The organism is Njordella calcicola (assembly GCF_056494125.1).
The window spans coordinates 6,825,723-6,839,638 of sequence record NZ_CM151396.1; the positions used below are offsets into that span (position 1 = coordinate 6,825,723).

A 13,916-nucleotide genomic window follows, 5' to 3' on the forward strand; every position below is an offset into this window, starting at 1 on the left:
AGCAAATAGACGGACATCGGTTATGGTATCTCGAGCAATCTCTCTTCTACATGGCCTAGCGTGGCTAAAGACCTTCACGATGCTTTCAGGTGTGTTGGTCTGCTCCCTTTCCGCTATCGGGCAAGACAAGATTTATCAAACCGCTGGGACAACGCTCAGTGGCGAGATTTCCAGTTTATCGCAGGACGAAATTGTCATCAGTGTTCGTGGCAAGCCCCAGAACGTCGCGACCAACAGTGTGTTGCGTGTTTCATTCGACGGCGAGCCCAGCAGTTTCACCCGTGCCAAAGAGTTTGCATCGCAGAAACAATGGGAACAAGCCGAAGAGGAATTGAAGTCGGTCGATCCTAAGTCGTTGGGCTCGCCCAATCTTCAACAAGATTACTTGTTTTACCGCTCGGCGATTGCGGGACAATTAGCTCTGGCAGGCAAAGGCAGCCCCAACCAGCCAGCCGCTGGACTGCTGGCTTATGCGCGAGCCAATCCTAAGTCGCATCACTTCTACACTTTGTGCGAAATCGTTGGCTCTCTGGCGACCTCGATGAACTCTTATGCTGATGCAAAGAAATATTATTCTGCGATCGCAAACGCCCCTTTTCCCGAGTACAAATTAAAAAGTGCTTACCTTGTAGGAACGGTCGCGCTGGCCGAGGGGAAGCCTGACGAAGCAAAAGCAGAATTTGAAAAAGCCAAGTCGTTAACTGCTACGGATCCGATTGGTCAACGCTTCCAGAAGCTAGCCACCGTGGCTGTCATTCGAACTGACATCGCCAAAGGTGATGCTAAGGGCGCGGTCAATCAGCTTTTGAAACTTGCCGAAGCCAGCGACTCTGCGGACACATCACTATTTGCAAACATCTACAACACGTTAGGGGAAGCTCATTTGGCGCTGTCCGAACCGAACAATGCCAAACTAGCCTATCTTCATACCGATTTAATGTTTTCCAGCGATGCCGAGAAACATGCGGAAGCTTTGTATCACCTGGGACGATTGTGGGAGCAGACGGGCGATCCGCAGCGAGCGGTCGACGCCCGAACGCGTCTCAAGGAACAATATGGCGGCAGCATCTGGGCAAAGAAATGACCAAACCGTAGCAATTTCTTCGACCTGCAACCTAGTTTAGATTATTTTTGTATAACGTTGCTGTCCGATAGCAACGAGTATCTTTCAGTCCACGGGAGGCATAATGCCCGACTTCACGAGCCTACGATCAAAGTTTAAGAATCTTACTGCTGCTTTTTCTGCTCTTACCGCCGGGTGGTTGCTCTACACTCCCACTGTTTTTGGCCAAGACGGGACTGAGTCGGCACCAACTGCCACCGAAGAAAACGTTCTGTTCGCTTTCTACAAGAACCTTGGACCAATCTACTTCTTCGCATTCTTGATCATGTCGTTCCTACTGGTTGCACTACTGGTCATGGGCATCCTCGCGGTGCGCAGGGCTAGCTTCGTACCGACCGATTTGATTCAGGGAGTTGATGAAAGTTTACAAGCGGGCGATCCACAGGCCGCTGTTGACCTAGTACGAGCCGACGAATCGTTCTTGGGACAAATCGTTAGCGCTGGCTTGACGAAATTGTCGGTAGGTCGTCCACAAGCCATGGAAGCCATGCAGGTCGTCGGCGAAGACGAGACAATGAAGCTGGAGCACAAGCTGGGCTACCTCGCGCTGATCGGCAACATCGCTCCGATGGTTGGACTATTGGGTACCGTAAACGGGATGATTATCTCCTTCGGTAAGATTGCCAGCAGCCAGCAAACGCCGAAACCGTCCGAGTTGGCTGGCGGTATCCAAACAGCTCTATACACCACAATGGTTGGTTTGATCCTAGCGATCCCCGCTATCGTTGCCTACAATCTTTTGAAGACCAGACTCCAGCGAATGATTGCGGCTGCCGGCAATGAAGGCGAAGCGATGTTGGATCGATTCTCCGAAGTTGTTCGTTAATCGTCCTAACAAGAAGTTGCCGCCATGCGACTGAAGAATAGAATATCCAGCGAAATTGCCGAAGCCGATATGACACCCATGATTGACATGGTGTTTCAGTTGATCGCGTTCTTCATGGTGCTGGTTAATTTTTCTGTTGATGAACAAAACCAAAAGGTTTCGTTGCCCCAAAGCGAGTTAGCCAAACCTGCCGAGGGTAAGGTCACGTTCCCCATCGTGATCAACCTGGACACCAATGGCACCATTTATATGGGAGCCAACACGACAACCGTCGAAGCGATTCGGCCGCTGCTCAATAACGAAGTCGCTGTGCTGCGATCAGAAGGCAAAGAAGCTAAAGATGGAAACGTGATCATCCGAGCTCACAAGAATGCGTCTGGCGGTACAGTCCAAGACCTAATCACCAAATGCCAAGAAGCTGGCTTCGAAGCGTTTGCGTTACGTGTCAAAGAAGAAGATCCCAGTTAGTTTGAGATTATGAAATTTAGAAATAAATCCGGCAACGATCGAGCAGAACTACAACTAACATCGATGATCGATGTTGTGTTCTTGCTGTTGATCTTCTTCGTGATGACGTTCAAAATTGCAGCCCAGGAAGGCGACTTTAGCATCCGAATGCCACTGGCGAACACGGGCAGTGGTGCTCCTGACGAGAATATGGATTTGCCGATCAAGTTGCGTCTCAAGGCCAACAGCGACGGAGAATTGGTCGATATCACGGTTAATGACAACCGGTCATTTGGCAACGACTTCGACGCCCTCCGTGGCTACATCTTGCAGTTGACCGGCGGTGCGACTGGCCCTAGCGGTTCTGATGGCCCTGAAGTCGAAATCGATCTCGACTACAACTTACGATATGAGTATGTCATTGCTTCGATCACCGCGGTGACGGGCTACCGCGATAGCAACAGCGAAGTTGTCCGATTGGTGGAACGTATCAAGTTCGCTCCGCCTCGCAAGTAGCATCTATCTACACGCCAAGTCGAATGCCATTCTAGATGCTGAATTCGGGCTTTACACCCGAAGCGATCCAGTAGCGCCGCGATTCAAAGACTTCCACTTCGTCCAACATGTTGGGCAGATTCTCCCGATACCAGTTAGGTTGCTTGGTCACCAGTACCAATCTTCCGCCCGTTCGCAACGCTTTAATGGCTACCTGTAAAAAGTGCTCGGCTATACGGAAATCGGCGAAGTAAGGTGGGTTCGCAAGCGCCATATCAAAACAATCCGACTTGCCAATGTCACCATCGTGGTTCAGTTGCACTTCTAGATTTTCAATACCGTTCATCGCGATGCCGCGACGCACACAATCAATCGCCCGAGCATTACTATCGATTGCAAAAACTTGAGCACTTGGCTCCCGCATGGCGACTGCCAATGCAACGGACCCACTTCCACACCCAATCTCGATCAGCCTAGCTTGGGGAAAGACATCCACGGAATCTAACAATTGTCGCGCACCGTTGTCCAATTGACGATGCGAGAAGACGCCGGGCCGCGTGACAAACTTGATCAATTGATCGCAATCTTTAAAGCCAAGTTCGCAACTGAAGTCCTTCAGTTTCTTGAGCTCTTTGTCCTTCTTGACAAAGTAAACCATGGCGTCGTCAAACGAGCGAACTTTGACGCTCTTGTCGAAAGTTTTCATTTGGTCATGCAGCCAACGGTCTTTTGCGTTATCCACCGACACAACCAAATGCCCACCCATTTTCAAACTCGCGTATGCTTGCTGCATCGATTCACGCGATAACTCCGTTTCACCGCTGACAGAGAGCGGCATCAAAGCGAGATCAAAGGTCCCAGTTGGCCAATCCGCTTGGCAAACGATCTGCAGGTTGGCAGGATTGGAGGAATGTTGTCGAGCTTGATGTGCTTGATAGGCGTCGATATACCAGCAGACTACACTGGCTTGCGGGCGCTCCAAAGCCAGCGCCTCGGCCGCCTGCCCTCGGCCAGTCGAGATCGCTGCGATACTGTCTGCTGGGAGGTCCCGAGCGATTTCCAGCAAGCGCTGCTCTTCGATGCGCGGCGGCAACGATACATTTGCCGGAGCTAATTCCGATTCGGGCTGATTACTCATTAGTTCAGTTCCAATGCTTCTTCAAAATGCGCGTACAATTGTGATAGTTCTTCGTTCTTGGTCTCGATTAATGCTTGAATCTCTTTGACGCGTCGGCCATCGCGTAATACTGCCGGGTCCAGCATTTGTTCTTGCAGGCCGCTCAGTTCCGATTCGGCCTTCTGGATGTCAGCTTCAATCGCTTCCACTTTGCGATAAGGGAATTTTCGTTTTGGTTTGGTTTTGCTGGTCGAAGACGCAGCGGGATTGCTGCTCTCCAGCAACGCTTGGTTGGAACGTGCCTGGTGGCTGCTCAATCCGCCGCTAATTGCTATTTGATCTCGACGGTCAGCAATCGCCAGGCCTTGCTTTTGCATATGGCGGTAGGTTTCGTAGTTTCCTGGCACAATTTTGGTTTGGCCATTAGCAATTACCAGTACATTTTGCGCGATTGCGTTGACTAAATAGCGATCATGAGTGACTAGCAGCACAGTCCCATCATAAGCCGCGATTGCTTGCTGTAGTGCTTCGCGTGACCACAGGTCGAGGTGATTGGTCGGTTCGTCCATGATCAAAAAGTTGACATTTTGAGCTGCCAGCCAAGCGAGCATGGTCCGATTGCGTTCCCCCCCCGACAGCGATGACAACGTTTGCTGAGCCATTGCTCCGGTGATGCCAAAGGCCGCTAAGAAGTTTCGCCGCTGCAAATCATTGTGGTCCACACCCGGGATACGAATCGCTTCCATCGGAGTTTTATCAAGATCTAGATCGCGCAGCAGTTGGTCAAAATATCCAATCTTCACGCCTGATCCTATCGTCACCGTACCGCTGTCAGGTTCGAGTCGTCCCAACAAGCTTTGCAGCAACGTAGTTTTACCACTGCCATTACTGCCCAGGATTGCCCATCGACCACCTCGCTCAATCTGAAATTTCAGTTTTTCAAATAGCTTCAACTCGCCATACGATTTACTTAGATTTTCGCAACGCAGTACGATGTCTCCGGTACGAGAAGCGCTAGGGAATCGGAATTTTGGAACATGAATTTCGCGAGGTGCTTCGATTCGTTCAATCTTTTCTAGTTTCTTACGACGATCTTCCGCTTGAGTTGACTTCTGAGCGGCGTGATTGCGACGTACAAAATCTTCGAGTTTGTCGATCTCTAGCTGCTGTTTCTCAAAAGTGCGTCGTTGGACTTCCAAACGTTCCGTCTTTTGTTTTACGTAGGCCGAGTAATTTCCTTTGAACGACTCCAAGCGACCATCGATCAACTCGATTACTTCTTGAGCGATCGCATCCAGGAAGTATCGATCGTGAGATACCATCAGCAGGGCAGAGGAGGTCTGTGCAAGTGTTTGTTCTAACCACTCGGTAGTTTCGATATCCAAATGATTGTTGGGCTCGTCCAGAATCAATAGGTCGGGTTCTTGCAAAATGGCGCATGCCAGCAACAGACGATTCTTCTGTCCGCCACTCAATCGATTGGCCGGCGTATCGAACTGTGTGTTGGTGAATCCGATGCCATTCAGCACTCGTTCAATGCGATGTTCCCAGGCGTAAGCGTCGCTGTGTTGCAGTTTGGCTTGCAGGTGATCATATTGTTCCAGCAAATCGGCTCGTTGCTTCTCGTCGGAACTGCTGGCCAGTAGCTGCGTGATTTGTTCCGCTTGCGTAAGCAATTCGGTGAGCGGTCCGAGCGCTTGTTTGGCTTCGCTCCAGACGGTGGCATCGCTTGGGAAGGAGACATGTTGCTGGACATAACCTATGGTCGCTCGGGGTCGCACATCGACGCGGCCTTGATCGGCTTGTTCCTCGCCGGTCAGGATTTTGAGCAGCGTAGATTTGCCTGCTCCATTGGGCCCGACTAATGCGATATGTTCATGAGCTTGGATCTGCAGACTAACGCCGTCCAGAACGGTGTTATCGCCATAGGTTTTACTGATGTTCTGAATATCAACTAACACGATCTAGCCGAACTGGAGGTTAAGGCTTGATCTGGAAGATACCCTCGATCTCCACCGCCATCCCGCCTGGCAGATCGTTGGTCCCCAAAGCGCTGCGAACTCCGATGCCTAGATCGTTGCCCCACAAGTCAACAAATAGCTGGCTGCACCCATTGATAACCGCTGGCTGCTTCCCGAAATCATTCGTACAGCGTACTAAAGCCAACAGTTTGACCACTCGAACCACTCGGTCCAGCGACCCCAGGCCTGCTTTCAAGGTCGCTAGCATCGCCAAGCCCGTTTGCCGCGCCGCTGCCTGACCGCCTTCCAGACTCAAATCATCACCCACGCGTCCTAAATGCAGCGTACCGTCGGGATTCAGCGGTCCATGGCCGGACAGATAAGCTAAATCGCCGACGATCAACATCGGTTTGTAGAGTCCCACTGGTTTAGGAGCCGGTGGCAAAGTGATCTGTAATTCAGCTAAGCGTGAATCAGCCGACATGGTCATTCTCTCACAAAAACGTTAGACTTTTTCAAAGGGTTGCATTGTCTAGTGAATTTGCAACTCTCGCAAGGTTACAATGGGAGTGATCGCCTCTTTGAGGCCCAATCACCTGCCGATTACCGTTTTTCATTGAAAATTGACCGATGACCCAATCCAAGAGTCAAGTTCTCCAAGAAACTTTTTTGACCGTCCGGGCAAAACTACTGGAAATCGCTGCGACGCTCGACCGTATCGATCGCGCTCCCGCCGCCGATGGAAAGATTGAGGATGACCTTCGCTTTATCAAACTAAGGCAGGGCATCCACCTTTTGTTGACCGACGCAACTGACCAAGAAACCCGAGCTGAACTGATGCAGTTGCTCTTTTCTCGATCCTATGAAGAGGATTGGGCAGAGCAATATTCGCTGAACACCAAACGTTAGACTTCCAAGAGAAATAGCAGGCATGGACTACATCGATCCCCACATTCACATGGTCTCTCGGACTACCGATGACTATGAAACGATCGCTCGCATGGGTTGCGTGGCTTTGAGTGAACCCGCTTTTTGGGCGGGTTTTGATCGTGGCAGCGTTGACAGCTTTCGCGATTACTTTCGTCAGTTGACCGTTACCGAACCGGCCCGTGCTGCTCAGTACGGTATCCAGCACTTCACGTGGTTATGCATCAACGCCAAAGAAGCGGAGAACGTTTCCCTGTCCCGCGAAGTCATCGCGATGATCCCCGAATTTCTGGACAAACCCAATGTGTTAGGCATCGGCGAGATCGGACTCAACAAGAACACGAAAAACGAAGCCACCATTTTCCTGGAACACATGGAACTGGCTATCAAGCATAAGCAGCAAATCCTGATACATACTCCACACTTGGATGACAAGTATCAAGGCACTCGCATGATTTTAGATATGCTCAATGGCGATTCCAGAATCGATCGTTCTCGCGTTTTGGTCGATCACGTGGAAGAGCATACGATTCAACGAGTGCTCGAAGACGGCTACTGGGCAGGGATGACACTGTATCCCGTTACAAAATGCACTCCCCAAAGAGCTGCTGATATGATCGAAATGTATGGTCCCGAGCGTTTGATGGCCAATAGTGCTGGGGACTGGGGCCCCAGCAAACCATCGGCTATTCCCGACTTGATCATGGAGCTTCGCCGCCGCGGACATTCTCGCGAGCTGATTCAGCAGGTAGTGTTTGAAAACCCAAAGAAGTTCTTTTCGCAGTCCAAGGCCTTTAAGCTAATTGACCGTTAGGATCATTCCGATTTTCCTTGACGGTGGATAACGTGTTGATGCGGTGTCGATGAACGTTGACTTACCTGATCGTTACTGACAGCCCGTTGGCTGGCTCTGCTTGGGCCAACAGTTACCGACAGGGATATCGACGCTCGCTCAACAGTCCTTGAACCGGTTTCCCACACCGCAAAAGCCGTCAGTATCCAGCCTTAAACCTTGATTTTACAGATGGTTAAGGCTGCTCTAGCGGTCGTCTGTGAACGCCGGCTTCGATCACTCTACAAACAACAACAGATTTAAAAATAAGAATTAGAAGAACACACCCAGCGCTGGCCAAAACGAACCGCTGGTGCGACGTGGAAGTGGCCTCAAAGCCCTTGCAGGATGGCCAATCTATGCGAAACTTCTGGCTACCGCTGTGTAGCACTCTCGGACTGAAAGACCAACATGAAGATCCATTTTAATCGCGAAAAGTTTCTGGCCGCTTTCCAGATCACCGCTGCGGTTGCACCCGTGCGATCACCCAAGGAGATCCTCAATTTTGTCAAGCTGGATACTACCAGTGGCAAAGCGATTATGATGGCCACCGATCGAGAGGCTGGCGTCAGAATCGAAGTCGATGAAGTAGAAATCGAGCGGCCGGGAAAGGTCCTGCTTTCGGTCCAAAAGATGGGGAACATCCTTCGCGAAAACGGTGAAGAGAAACTGACGATCGAGGTATCGGAGAAAGAGGTCAACGTCACTGGTCAGAACGCCGAGTTCCATCTGCCGATCGCTAACGCGGACGAGTATCCCACCGTCAGCGGCTTTGGTGAGGAAGCATACTTTGAGCTGCCAGCCAGAGCGTTTCGAGAACTGGTACGCAGAACCGTTTTCGCTACAGATACCGAAAGCACGCGTTATGCATTGGGTGGCGTGTTGCTGGAAGTGGAAGGGGACACGATCACAGCGGTAGCCACCGACGGACGACGATTGGCATGTATGACTTCCCAAGGCAAATCGATTAACGGTTATCAAACGGTTGGAGCAACGGCTATCGTCCCAGCAAAGACATTGACATTGTTGGAACGATCACTTGGAGATGGCGACGAACTGGTGCACATCGCAGCTCGAAGCAACGACATCGTAGTTCGGAATGCGAAGTGCGAGATCTTCTCTCAATTGGTAGAAGGTCGTTTTCCAGCGTGGCGGCAGGTGATACCCAAACGAGAAAATAGTACTGTTATAGAATCCATCGCTGGCATCATGGCCAATTGCTTGCGACAAGCTTCCATTGTAGCTGACCCTGACAGCCGAGGCGTCGATTTCCAATTTGAGAACGGTACGCTGGTATTGAAAGCAGCCACCGCTGACGTAGGTACCTCACGAATTCAAATGCCGGTCGCTTATGATGGTGAGCCAATTGGAATTATGCTGGACGCGAAGTTTGTCGGCGAGTTCTTCCGAGTCTTGGAGCCCGACAAATTAATCCAAGTGGACATCAACAGCGACAAAGAACCAGCGATCTTCAAAGCGGACGGTTGTTACCAGTATGTCGTCATGCCAATGGCTCGCGACCGTTAACATTTCAGAGCGTCCTACCGTTAATAACACTTACTCAACGGAGTCCAAGCTGATGAACGTATCAGATTTTATGCAGCGGCATTACCGCCACTTTAATGCTAGGGAAACGCTGTCCGCTGCGGAAGGTTTCAAGACGTTTATAGATCAAGATCAGGGCAAGATGTTCCTGGCGATGGCCGGAGCCATGAGTACAGCCGAGATTGGCGTAATCCTCGCGGAAATGATTCGCCAAGACAAGATCCATGCGGTTAGCTGCACAGCGGCTAACTTGGAAGAAGATCTCTTCAATCTGTTTGCTCACGATGAATATAAAGTCATTCCCGACTGGCGAGCATTAAGCATAGATGACGAAGTAGAACTGCGAGATCAAGGTTTCAACCGCGTCACGGACACCTGCATCCCAGAAACGGTCATGAAGCACATGCAGAGTCGCTTGACCAAATATTGGGTGGAATGTGCCGCCCAAGGGACCAGCCTCTATCCTTACGAGTTTATGTATAAGCTTCTGGATGAGGAAGATCTGAAGCAGCACTATCAAATACCCATCGAACATTCTTGGGTCAAAGCCGCCAAGGATAAAAATATCCCCATCTTCGTACCGGGTATCGAAGACAGTACGTTGGGTAATATGTTTACGGCACGGGTAATGGACGGCACGGTGAGCAGTCATCGAGCCATGCGGAGTGGAACCGAGCAATTGCAATACTTGACCAACTGGTACGAGCAAACCAGTGCAGCTTCACCCATTGGCTTTTTTCAAATAGGTGGCGGCATAGCAGGCGATTTCGCGATATGTGCCGTACCGATGTTGATTCAAGATTTGGACCGGGAAGATATTCGACGTTGGGAATACTTTTGCCAGATCAGCGATGCTGTGACATCTTATGGCGGATACTCCGGTGCGGTTCCCAACGAGAAGATTACTTGGAATAAGCTGCACCCGAACTGCCCCAAGTACATGATCCAAAGCGACGCCACGATTGTAGCTCCATTGATCTTTGCCTATGTCCTAGGCCTCTAAAATAGGGGAGGGGGCTTTTCGTTTTACTGCCTCTTTTTTCTCGCTTTTTGTTGTCCAAATTCCCACATTAAACGGAAGTAATGCAAGGGGATTCAACGATGACAACCAAACCAGTGGCCCATATCGCACCGAGCGAGGCGAGCGCTGAGACGCAGCAGGCATTTCTTACGCTTTTCTTGCGAAGCGAGCGAGAGGTGCTGCGCTACATACTAGCTTTAGTGCCCAATCTGGTTGATGCAGAAGAGATACTGCAGCAAACGGCATTATCCCTATGGGAAAAGTTTGATTCTTATGATCCGTCGCAACCGTTTGCACCATGGGCGTGTCGGTTTGCGTTAAACAAAACGCGGCAGTGGGTAGAAAGCCGTCGTCGTTGGCAGATGCTGCTAAATGATGGATTAGCCGACCAACTGTTGCGTCGTCGTGAGGTGCTAGGAGTCGAGATAAATGCAAGATTGAAGCACTTGGACAGTTGCATGGGACGTTTGCCTAAAGAGCAAAGATCGCTGATTGAAGGATACTACTTTGCTCGTGAAGAGGTGACCAGTCTAAGCCGATCGACAGGACGTAGTGTGGCAGCTACTTATAAACTGTTGCAGCGGGTTAGGCAAACACTTCAGTCATGTATTGAGAAGGCTGTTGAGAAGGAGGGGTACGTATCGTGATTATTCGATATCCGTCGCGGGATTTTGATGAAGCGGTAGCCGCGGTATGTCACGGCACGCTGACGATCGAACAAGCCACTGGCCTAAATCAACTGTTGCTAAATGACATTGAAGCACTAGACGAGTACATCCTACGGACTTCTGTTCATTCGCAGTTAGCATCTGATTCAGGTCTATTGGTCACGTCGTCGCTGAACAGCGACGCCAACGCTGCTGCAAAGCGAACCGGGCCAGCGATAGTGGCCAGTCAACGGAAGGATTCATCGCGGAATCAATGGACGCACGTGCTGGGGTGGGCGTTAGGTTTAGCTGCAAGTGCAGTCATAGCGATGATCAGCATTAGTAAGTTGGAAAAACGCGAATTCGACACGGCCGGAGGAACGACTAAGGCAGTCGCGATGCTCAACAGCGTAGTAGGCGCAACGTGGGATAAACAATATGCAACTCCGACGCAAGGAGCACCCCTAGAGCCTGGACGATTACGTCTAGAGTCAGGGCTAGCGCAAGTCGTGTTTTATAGTGGAGCACGAATTGCATTGGAAGGTCCAGCAGAACTGGAAATCATATCACCTAAACGAGCTGTTTTTACTAGCGGTCGCTTGACCGCAGATGTACCGTCACAAGCTCAAGGGTTTCGAATAGACACGCCGGTTCTCAACATAACCGATCAAGGTGCGACATACGGTCTCAACGTCAACGAACACTCATCGGAATTGCATATGTTTGGTGGACAGTTGCAATTTAAAAGTCAACAGGCAGAGGCGCCTCAATCCTTAAAGGAAGGGGAGGGTGTCTTCGTTGAGTATTCGGGTGCTACACATTTTGTGTCTTCCAGCCCAGCGAATTTCACTTCACTGTTTGCTCTGCATGACAAATCAAAAGAAGCGGCAGCTTTACGATATAGCCAGTGGCGAGCAGCCAGCGATAGGCTCAATGATGATAAGAGTTTACGAGTCCATTTCGATTTTTTGCAGAGTCCACTGTCGGAGTGGGATTTAAAGAATGCAAGTCGGACTCAGTTGGAACAATCGGATGCAACAATCATAGGTTGTGGACGCATCGACGGTCGATGGCCATCCAAAACCGCGTTGGAGTTTAACTCAGTGAATGACCGAGTCCGACTGCATGTACCCGGTGATTTCACAAGTCTAACACTAGCCGCCTGGGTTCGAGTCCAGGGCTTAGATCGCAAGTTCAGCTCGTTATTGATGTGCGAAGGATTTGAAAAAGGGACGATCCATTGGTTAATACGCAAGGACGGAGTCTTGGGATTGACCATTATCGGCCCTCATGATGACTTTCAGATAGTTGCCAGTCCGCCTAGGCTCACATTGGATCAATTTGGCATGTGGGTTTTTCTGTCAGTGGTGCTGGACGGCGATCGTCGACAAGTCGCGCACTACGTCAATGGAGAGTTGATCGAGAAGCAGCCTTTAAAGATCAATCCACCCTTTCGAATTGGGTCGGCTGAACTGGGAAACTGGAACTCAGAAGGTTTTCCCGGTAACGATGCCACCTTGATTAGAAATTTCAGCGGCGCTATGGATGAATTCCTACTCTTCGATCGAGCTTTGATTCCGCAAGAAATCAATGAACTGTTCAGAGTTGGAACACCGCAGGAAGACTTAAGTTATTCGGGTATCAACTGAACGTTTAACGGAAAGGAGAACTCAGAAGGCGGGATCGGTTTTTAAGTTCGAACAAACGATGAATAGGTAGAATTATGAATTGGAATAAGTCAATAGTATTTTTAGCGATGGTGTCTCTTGGTGCAGTGTGCATCGCGGAAGAGAACCCAGCGGTAGATGACTGGAAACCGTCGTCAATCAATCAAAAGGGTAAGGACTATCCTCAAGTCAACTCAGAACGCCGGGCCAAATTTCGTGTAATGGCTCCTGAAGCACAGAGTGTCTCGGTCAGTCTAGGTAATGTAGCGCTCACCAAAGGCGAAGATGGTGCATGGACCGGAATAACAGCTCCGTTAGACGAAGGCTTCCACTACTACAGCATTAAGATAGATGGAGCAGATGTACCCGATCCAAATAGTCTGTATTTTTTTGGATCCATGCGCTGGGGAAGCGGAATCGAGGTGCCAGCAGCAGACCAGGATTTTTATGCGATCAAAGAAGTTCCCCATGGGCAACTACGGGAAATTCTTTTCTATTCGAAGACAACAAGCTCTCATCATCGAGCGTTCGTTTACACTCCCGCGGAGTATGAACTGAACCCCGATAAAAGGTATCCAGTGCTGTATCTGCAACATGGTTGGGGCGAAGATGAGAATGGTTGGGGAGCTCAAGGCCATGCGAACTTGATCATGGATAATTTAATCGCGGACAGCAAGGCGAAGCCTTTTCTGATCGTGATGACCTACGGCATGACCAACGATGTGCCACGCGGAGGTGGAGCGAGACGCGGACCTCCTAGCGCTGCGCCGGCAGGTGGTGGGAGTGCCACGGCCGAAACGCCGGCCCGCGGGCGAGGTGGGATGCCTGGTTTCGATTTCGCGAAGTTCGAAAGTGTTCTATTGAATGATCTGATACCTTACATCGATTCAAACTTTCGCACTTTGGATGACCAACCCAACCGAGCCATGGCGGGACTGTCTATGGGAGGGATGCAGACACGAAATATAGCGCCCAAGAATCTTGATAAGTTCTCGCATATCGGCATCTTCAGCGGAGGCAGTATTAGCGCTGACGATGCAGCAGGAATTGATAACTTCAAAGAGAAGGTCAAGCTGGTGTTCGTTGGCTATGGAAGCAAAGAACTGGGCGGAAATCGTCGTGGCGGATTTGGAGGAGATCCTAAAGAAAATGCCGAGGCCTTGAAGGCAGCAGGGGTCAATAGCCATTTCTATGTTTCAGATGAGACCGCACACGAATGGCAGACTTGGCGAAGATGTCTATATCAGTTCGCGCCACTTTTATTTAATGATTAGTTACGATTTATTTAACCCTCTCAAAGATATACTC

14 protein-coding genes are annotated in these 13,916 nt (G+C 50.2%); 11 read left to right on the forward strand and 3 right to left on the reverse strand.

The genetic code is table 11. The features are described 5' to 3' along the window. Nucleotides 1–22 precede the first annotated feature (22 nt). The 4 genes from SH302x_RS26345 (at nucleotide 23) to SH302x_RS26360 (ending at nucleotide 2,912) form a co-directional block, all read left to right on the forward strand. The gene (locus SH302x_RS26345) at nucleotides 23–1,084 is read left to right on the forward strand and encodes a tetratricopeptide repeat protein (protein ID WP_479366058.1); all 1,062 of its coding nucleotides are present in this window, start codon (nucleotides 23–25) and stop codon (nucleotides 1,082–1,084) included. 103 nt (nucleotides 1,085–1,187) lie between these two features. Further along, nucleotides 1,188–1,949: a MotA/TolQ/ExbB proton channel family protein gene (locus tag SH302x_RS26350; protein ID WP_479366059.1), complete on the forward strand. Its 762-nt coding sequence runs from the start codon at nucleotides 1,188–1,190 to the stop codon at nucleotides 1,947–1,949. Nucleotides 1,950–1,973: 24 nt separating this feature from the next. Next, the gene (locus tag SH302x_RS26355; protein WP_479366060.1) at nucleotides 1,974–2,417 is read left to right on the forward strand and encodes an ExbD/TolR family protein; all 444 of its coding nucleotides are present in this window, start codon (nucleotides 1,974–1,976) and stop codon (nucleotides 2,415–2,417) included. Nucleotides 2,418–2,426: 9 nt separating this feature from the next. After that, nucleotides 2,427–2,912 carry an ExbD/TolR family protein gene (locus SH302x_RS26360; protein WP_479366061.1) on the forward strand — a complete coding sequence of 162 codons (486 nt, stop codon included), beginning with the start codon at nucleotides 2,427–2,429 and terminating at the stop codon, nucleotides 2,910–2,912. Between the two features lie 31 nt (nucleotides 2,913–2,943). Here SH302x_RS26360 and SH302x_RS26365 read toward each other — a convergent pair whose 3' ends face one another. From SH302x_RS26365 to SH302x_RS26375, 3 genes are read right to left on the reverse strand one after another with little or no spacing between them, the layout of a single operon-like run. Further along, on the reverse strand, nucleotides 2,944–4,029 hold the full coding sequence (locus SH302x_RS26365) for a methyltransferase (protein WP_479366062.1): 1,086 nt from the start codon (nucleotides 4,027–4,029) through the stop codon (nucleotides 2,944–2,946). Further along, nucleotides 4,029–5,969: an ABC-F family ATP-binding cassette domain-containing protein gene (locus tag SH302x_RS26370; protein ID WP_479366063.1), complete on the reverse strand. Its 1,941-nt coding sequence runs from the start codon at nucleotides 5,967–5,969 to the stop codon at nucleotides 4,029–4,031. Before SH302x_RS26370 ends, SH302x_RS26365 begins: the two co-directional genes overlap by 1 nt. Before the next feature lie 19 nt (nucleotides 5,970–5,988). Beyond that, on the reverse strand, nucleotides 5,989–6,453 hold the full coding sequence (locus SH302x_RS26375; protein ID WP_479366065.1) for a RidA family protein: 465 nt from the start codon (nucleotides 6,451–6,453) through the stop codon (nucleotides 5,989–5,991). A gap of 146 nt (nucleotides 6,454–6,599) precedes the next feature. Here SH302x_RS26375 and SH302x_RS26380 point away from each other — a divergent pair, with 146 nt between their 5' ends. The 7 genes from SH302x_RS26380 (at nucleotide 6,600) to SH302x_RS26410 (ending at nucleotide 13,882) form a co-directional block, all read left to right on the forward strand. After that, nucleotides 6,600–6,878 (forward strand): hypothetical protein, encoded by a 279-nt coding sequence (locus SH302x_RS26380; RefSeq protein WP_479366066.1) that lies wholly within the window; start codon nucleotides 6,600–6,602, stop codon nucleotides 6,876–6,878. Nucleotides 6,879–6,900: 22 nt separating this feature from the next. Further along, the gene (locus tag SH302x_RS26385; protein ID WP_479366067.1) at nucleotides 6,901–7,710 is read left to right on the forward strand and encodes a TatD family hydrolase; all 810 of its coding nucleotides are present in this window, start codon (nucleotides 6,901–6,903) and stop codon (nucleotides 7,708–7,710) included. Nucleotides 7,711–8,139: 429 nt separating this feature from the next. Continuing rightward, the gene (gene dnaN, locus SH302x_RS26390) at nucleotides 8,140–9,255 is read left to right on the forward strand and encodes a DNA polymerase III subunit beta (RefSeq protein WP_479366068.1); all 1,116 of its coding nucleotides are present in this window, start codon (nucleotides 8,140–8,142) and stop codon (nucleotides 9,253–9,255) included. Nucleotides 9,256–9,307: 52 nt separating this feature from the next. Further along, complete coding sequence (locus SH302x_RS26395; protein WP_479366070.1) at nucleotides 9,308–10,276, forward strand: deoxyhypusine synthase family protein; 969 nt, start codon at nucleotides 9,308–9,310, stop codon at nucleotides 10,274–10,276. 98 nt (nucleotides 10,277–10,374) lie between these two features. Then, a complete protein-coding gene (locus SH302x_RS26400) occupies nucleotides 10,375–10,941 on the forward strand; it encodes a sigma-70 family RNA polymerase sigma factor (RefSeq protein ID WP_479366071.1) in 567 nt (188 codons plus the stop codon). Further along, on the forward strand, nucleotides 10,938–12,590 hold the full coding sequence (locus SH302x_RS26405) for a LamG-like jellyroll fold domain-containing protein (RefSeq protein WP_479366073.1): 1,653 nt from the start codon (nucleotides 10,938–10,940) through the stop codon (nucleotides 12,588–12,590). Before SH302x_RS26400 ends, SH302x_RS26405 begins: the two co-directional genes overlap by 4 nt. A 74-nt stretch (nucleotides 12,591–12,664) precedes the next feature. Next, entirely contained in the window at nucleotides 12,665–13,882 is a 1,218-nt protein-coding gene (locus tag SH302x_RS26410; protein WP_479366075.1) for an alpha/beta hydrolase, read from the forward strand. Nucleotides 13,883–13,916: the final 34 nt, after the last annotated feature.

Coding starts and splice junctions, on each gene's coding strand:
- SH302x_RS26400 (WP_479366071.1), top strand. CDS start 10,375: ATGACAACCAAACCAGTGGCCCATATCGCACCGAGCGAGGCGAGCGCT.
- SH302x_RS26345 (WP_479366058.1), top strand. CDS start 23: ATGGTATCTCGAGCAATCTCTCTTCTACATGGCCTAGCGTGGCTAAAG.
- SH302x_RS26395 (WP_479366070.1), top strand. CDS start 9,308: ATGAACGTATCAGATTTTATGCAGCGGCATTACCGCCACTTTAATGCT.
- SH302x_RS26410 (WP_479366075.1), top strand. CDS start 12,665: ATGAATTGGAATAAGTCAATAGTATTTTTAGCGATGGTGTCTCTTGGT.
- SH302x_RS26360 (WP_479366061.1), top strand. CDS start 2,427: ATGAAATTTAGAAATAAATCCGGCAACGATCGAGCAGAACTACAACTA.
- SH302x_RS26365 (WP_479366062.1), bottom strand. CDS start 4,029: ATGAGTAATCAGCCCGAATCGGAATTAGCTCCGGCAAATGTATCGTTG.
- SH302x_RS26350 (WP_479366059.1), top strand. CDS start 1,188: ATGCCCGACTTCACGAGCCTACGATCAAAGTTTAAGAATCTTACTGCT.
- SH302x_RS26375 (WP_479366065.1), bottom strand. CDS start 6,453: ATGTCGGCTGATTCACGCTTAGCTGAATTACAGATCACTTTGCCACCG.
- SH302x_RS26380 (WP_479366066.1), top strand. CDS start 6,600: ATGACCCAATCCAAGAGTCAAGTTCTCCAAGAAACTTTTTTGACCGTC.
- SH302x_RS26355 (WP_479366060.1), top strand. CDS start 1,974: ATGCGACTGAAGAATAGAATATCCAGCGAAATTGCCGAAGCCGATATG.
- dnaN (WP_479366068.1), top strand. CDS start 8,140: ATGAAGATCCATTTTAATCGCGAAAAGTTTCTGGCCGCTTTCCAGATC.
- SH302x_RS26385 (WP_479366067.1), top strand. CDS start 6,901: ATGGACTACATCGATCCCCACATTCACATGGTCTCTCGGACTACCGAT.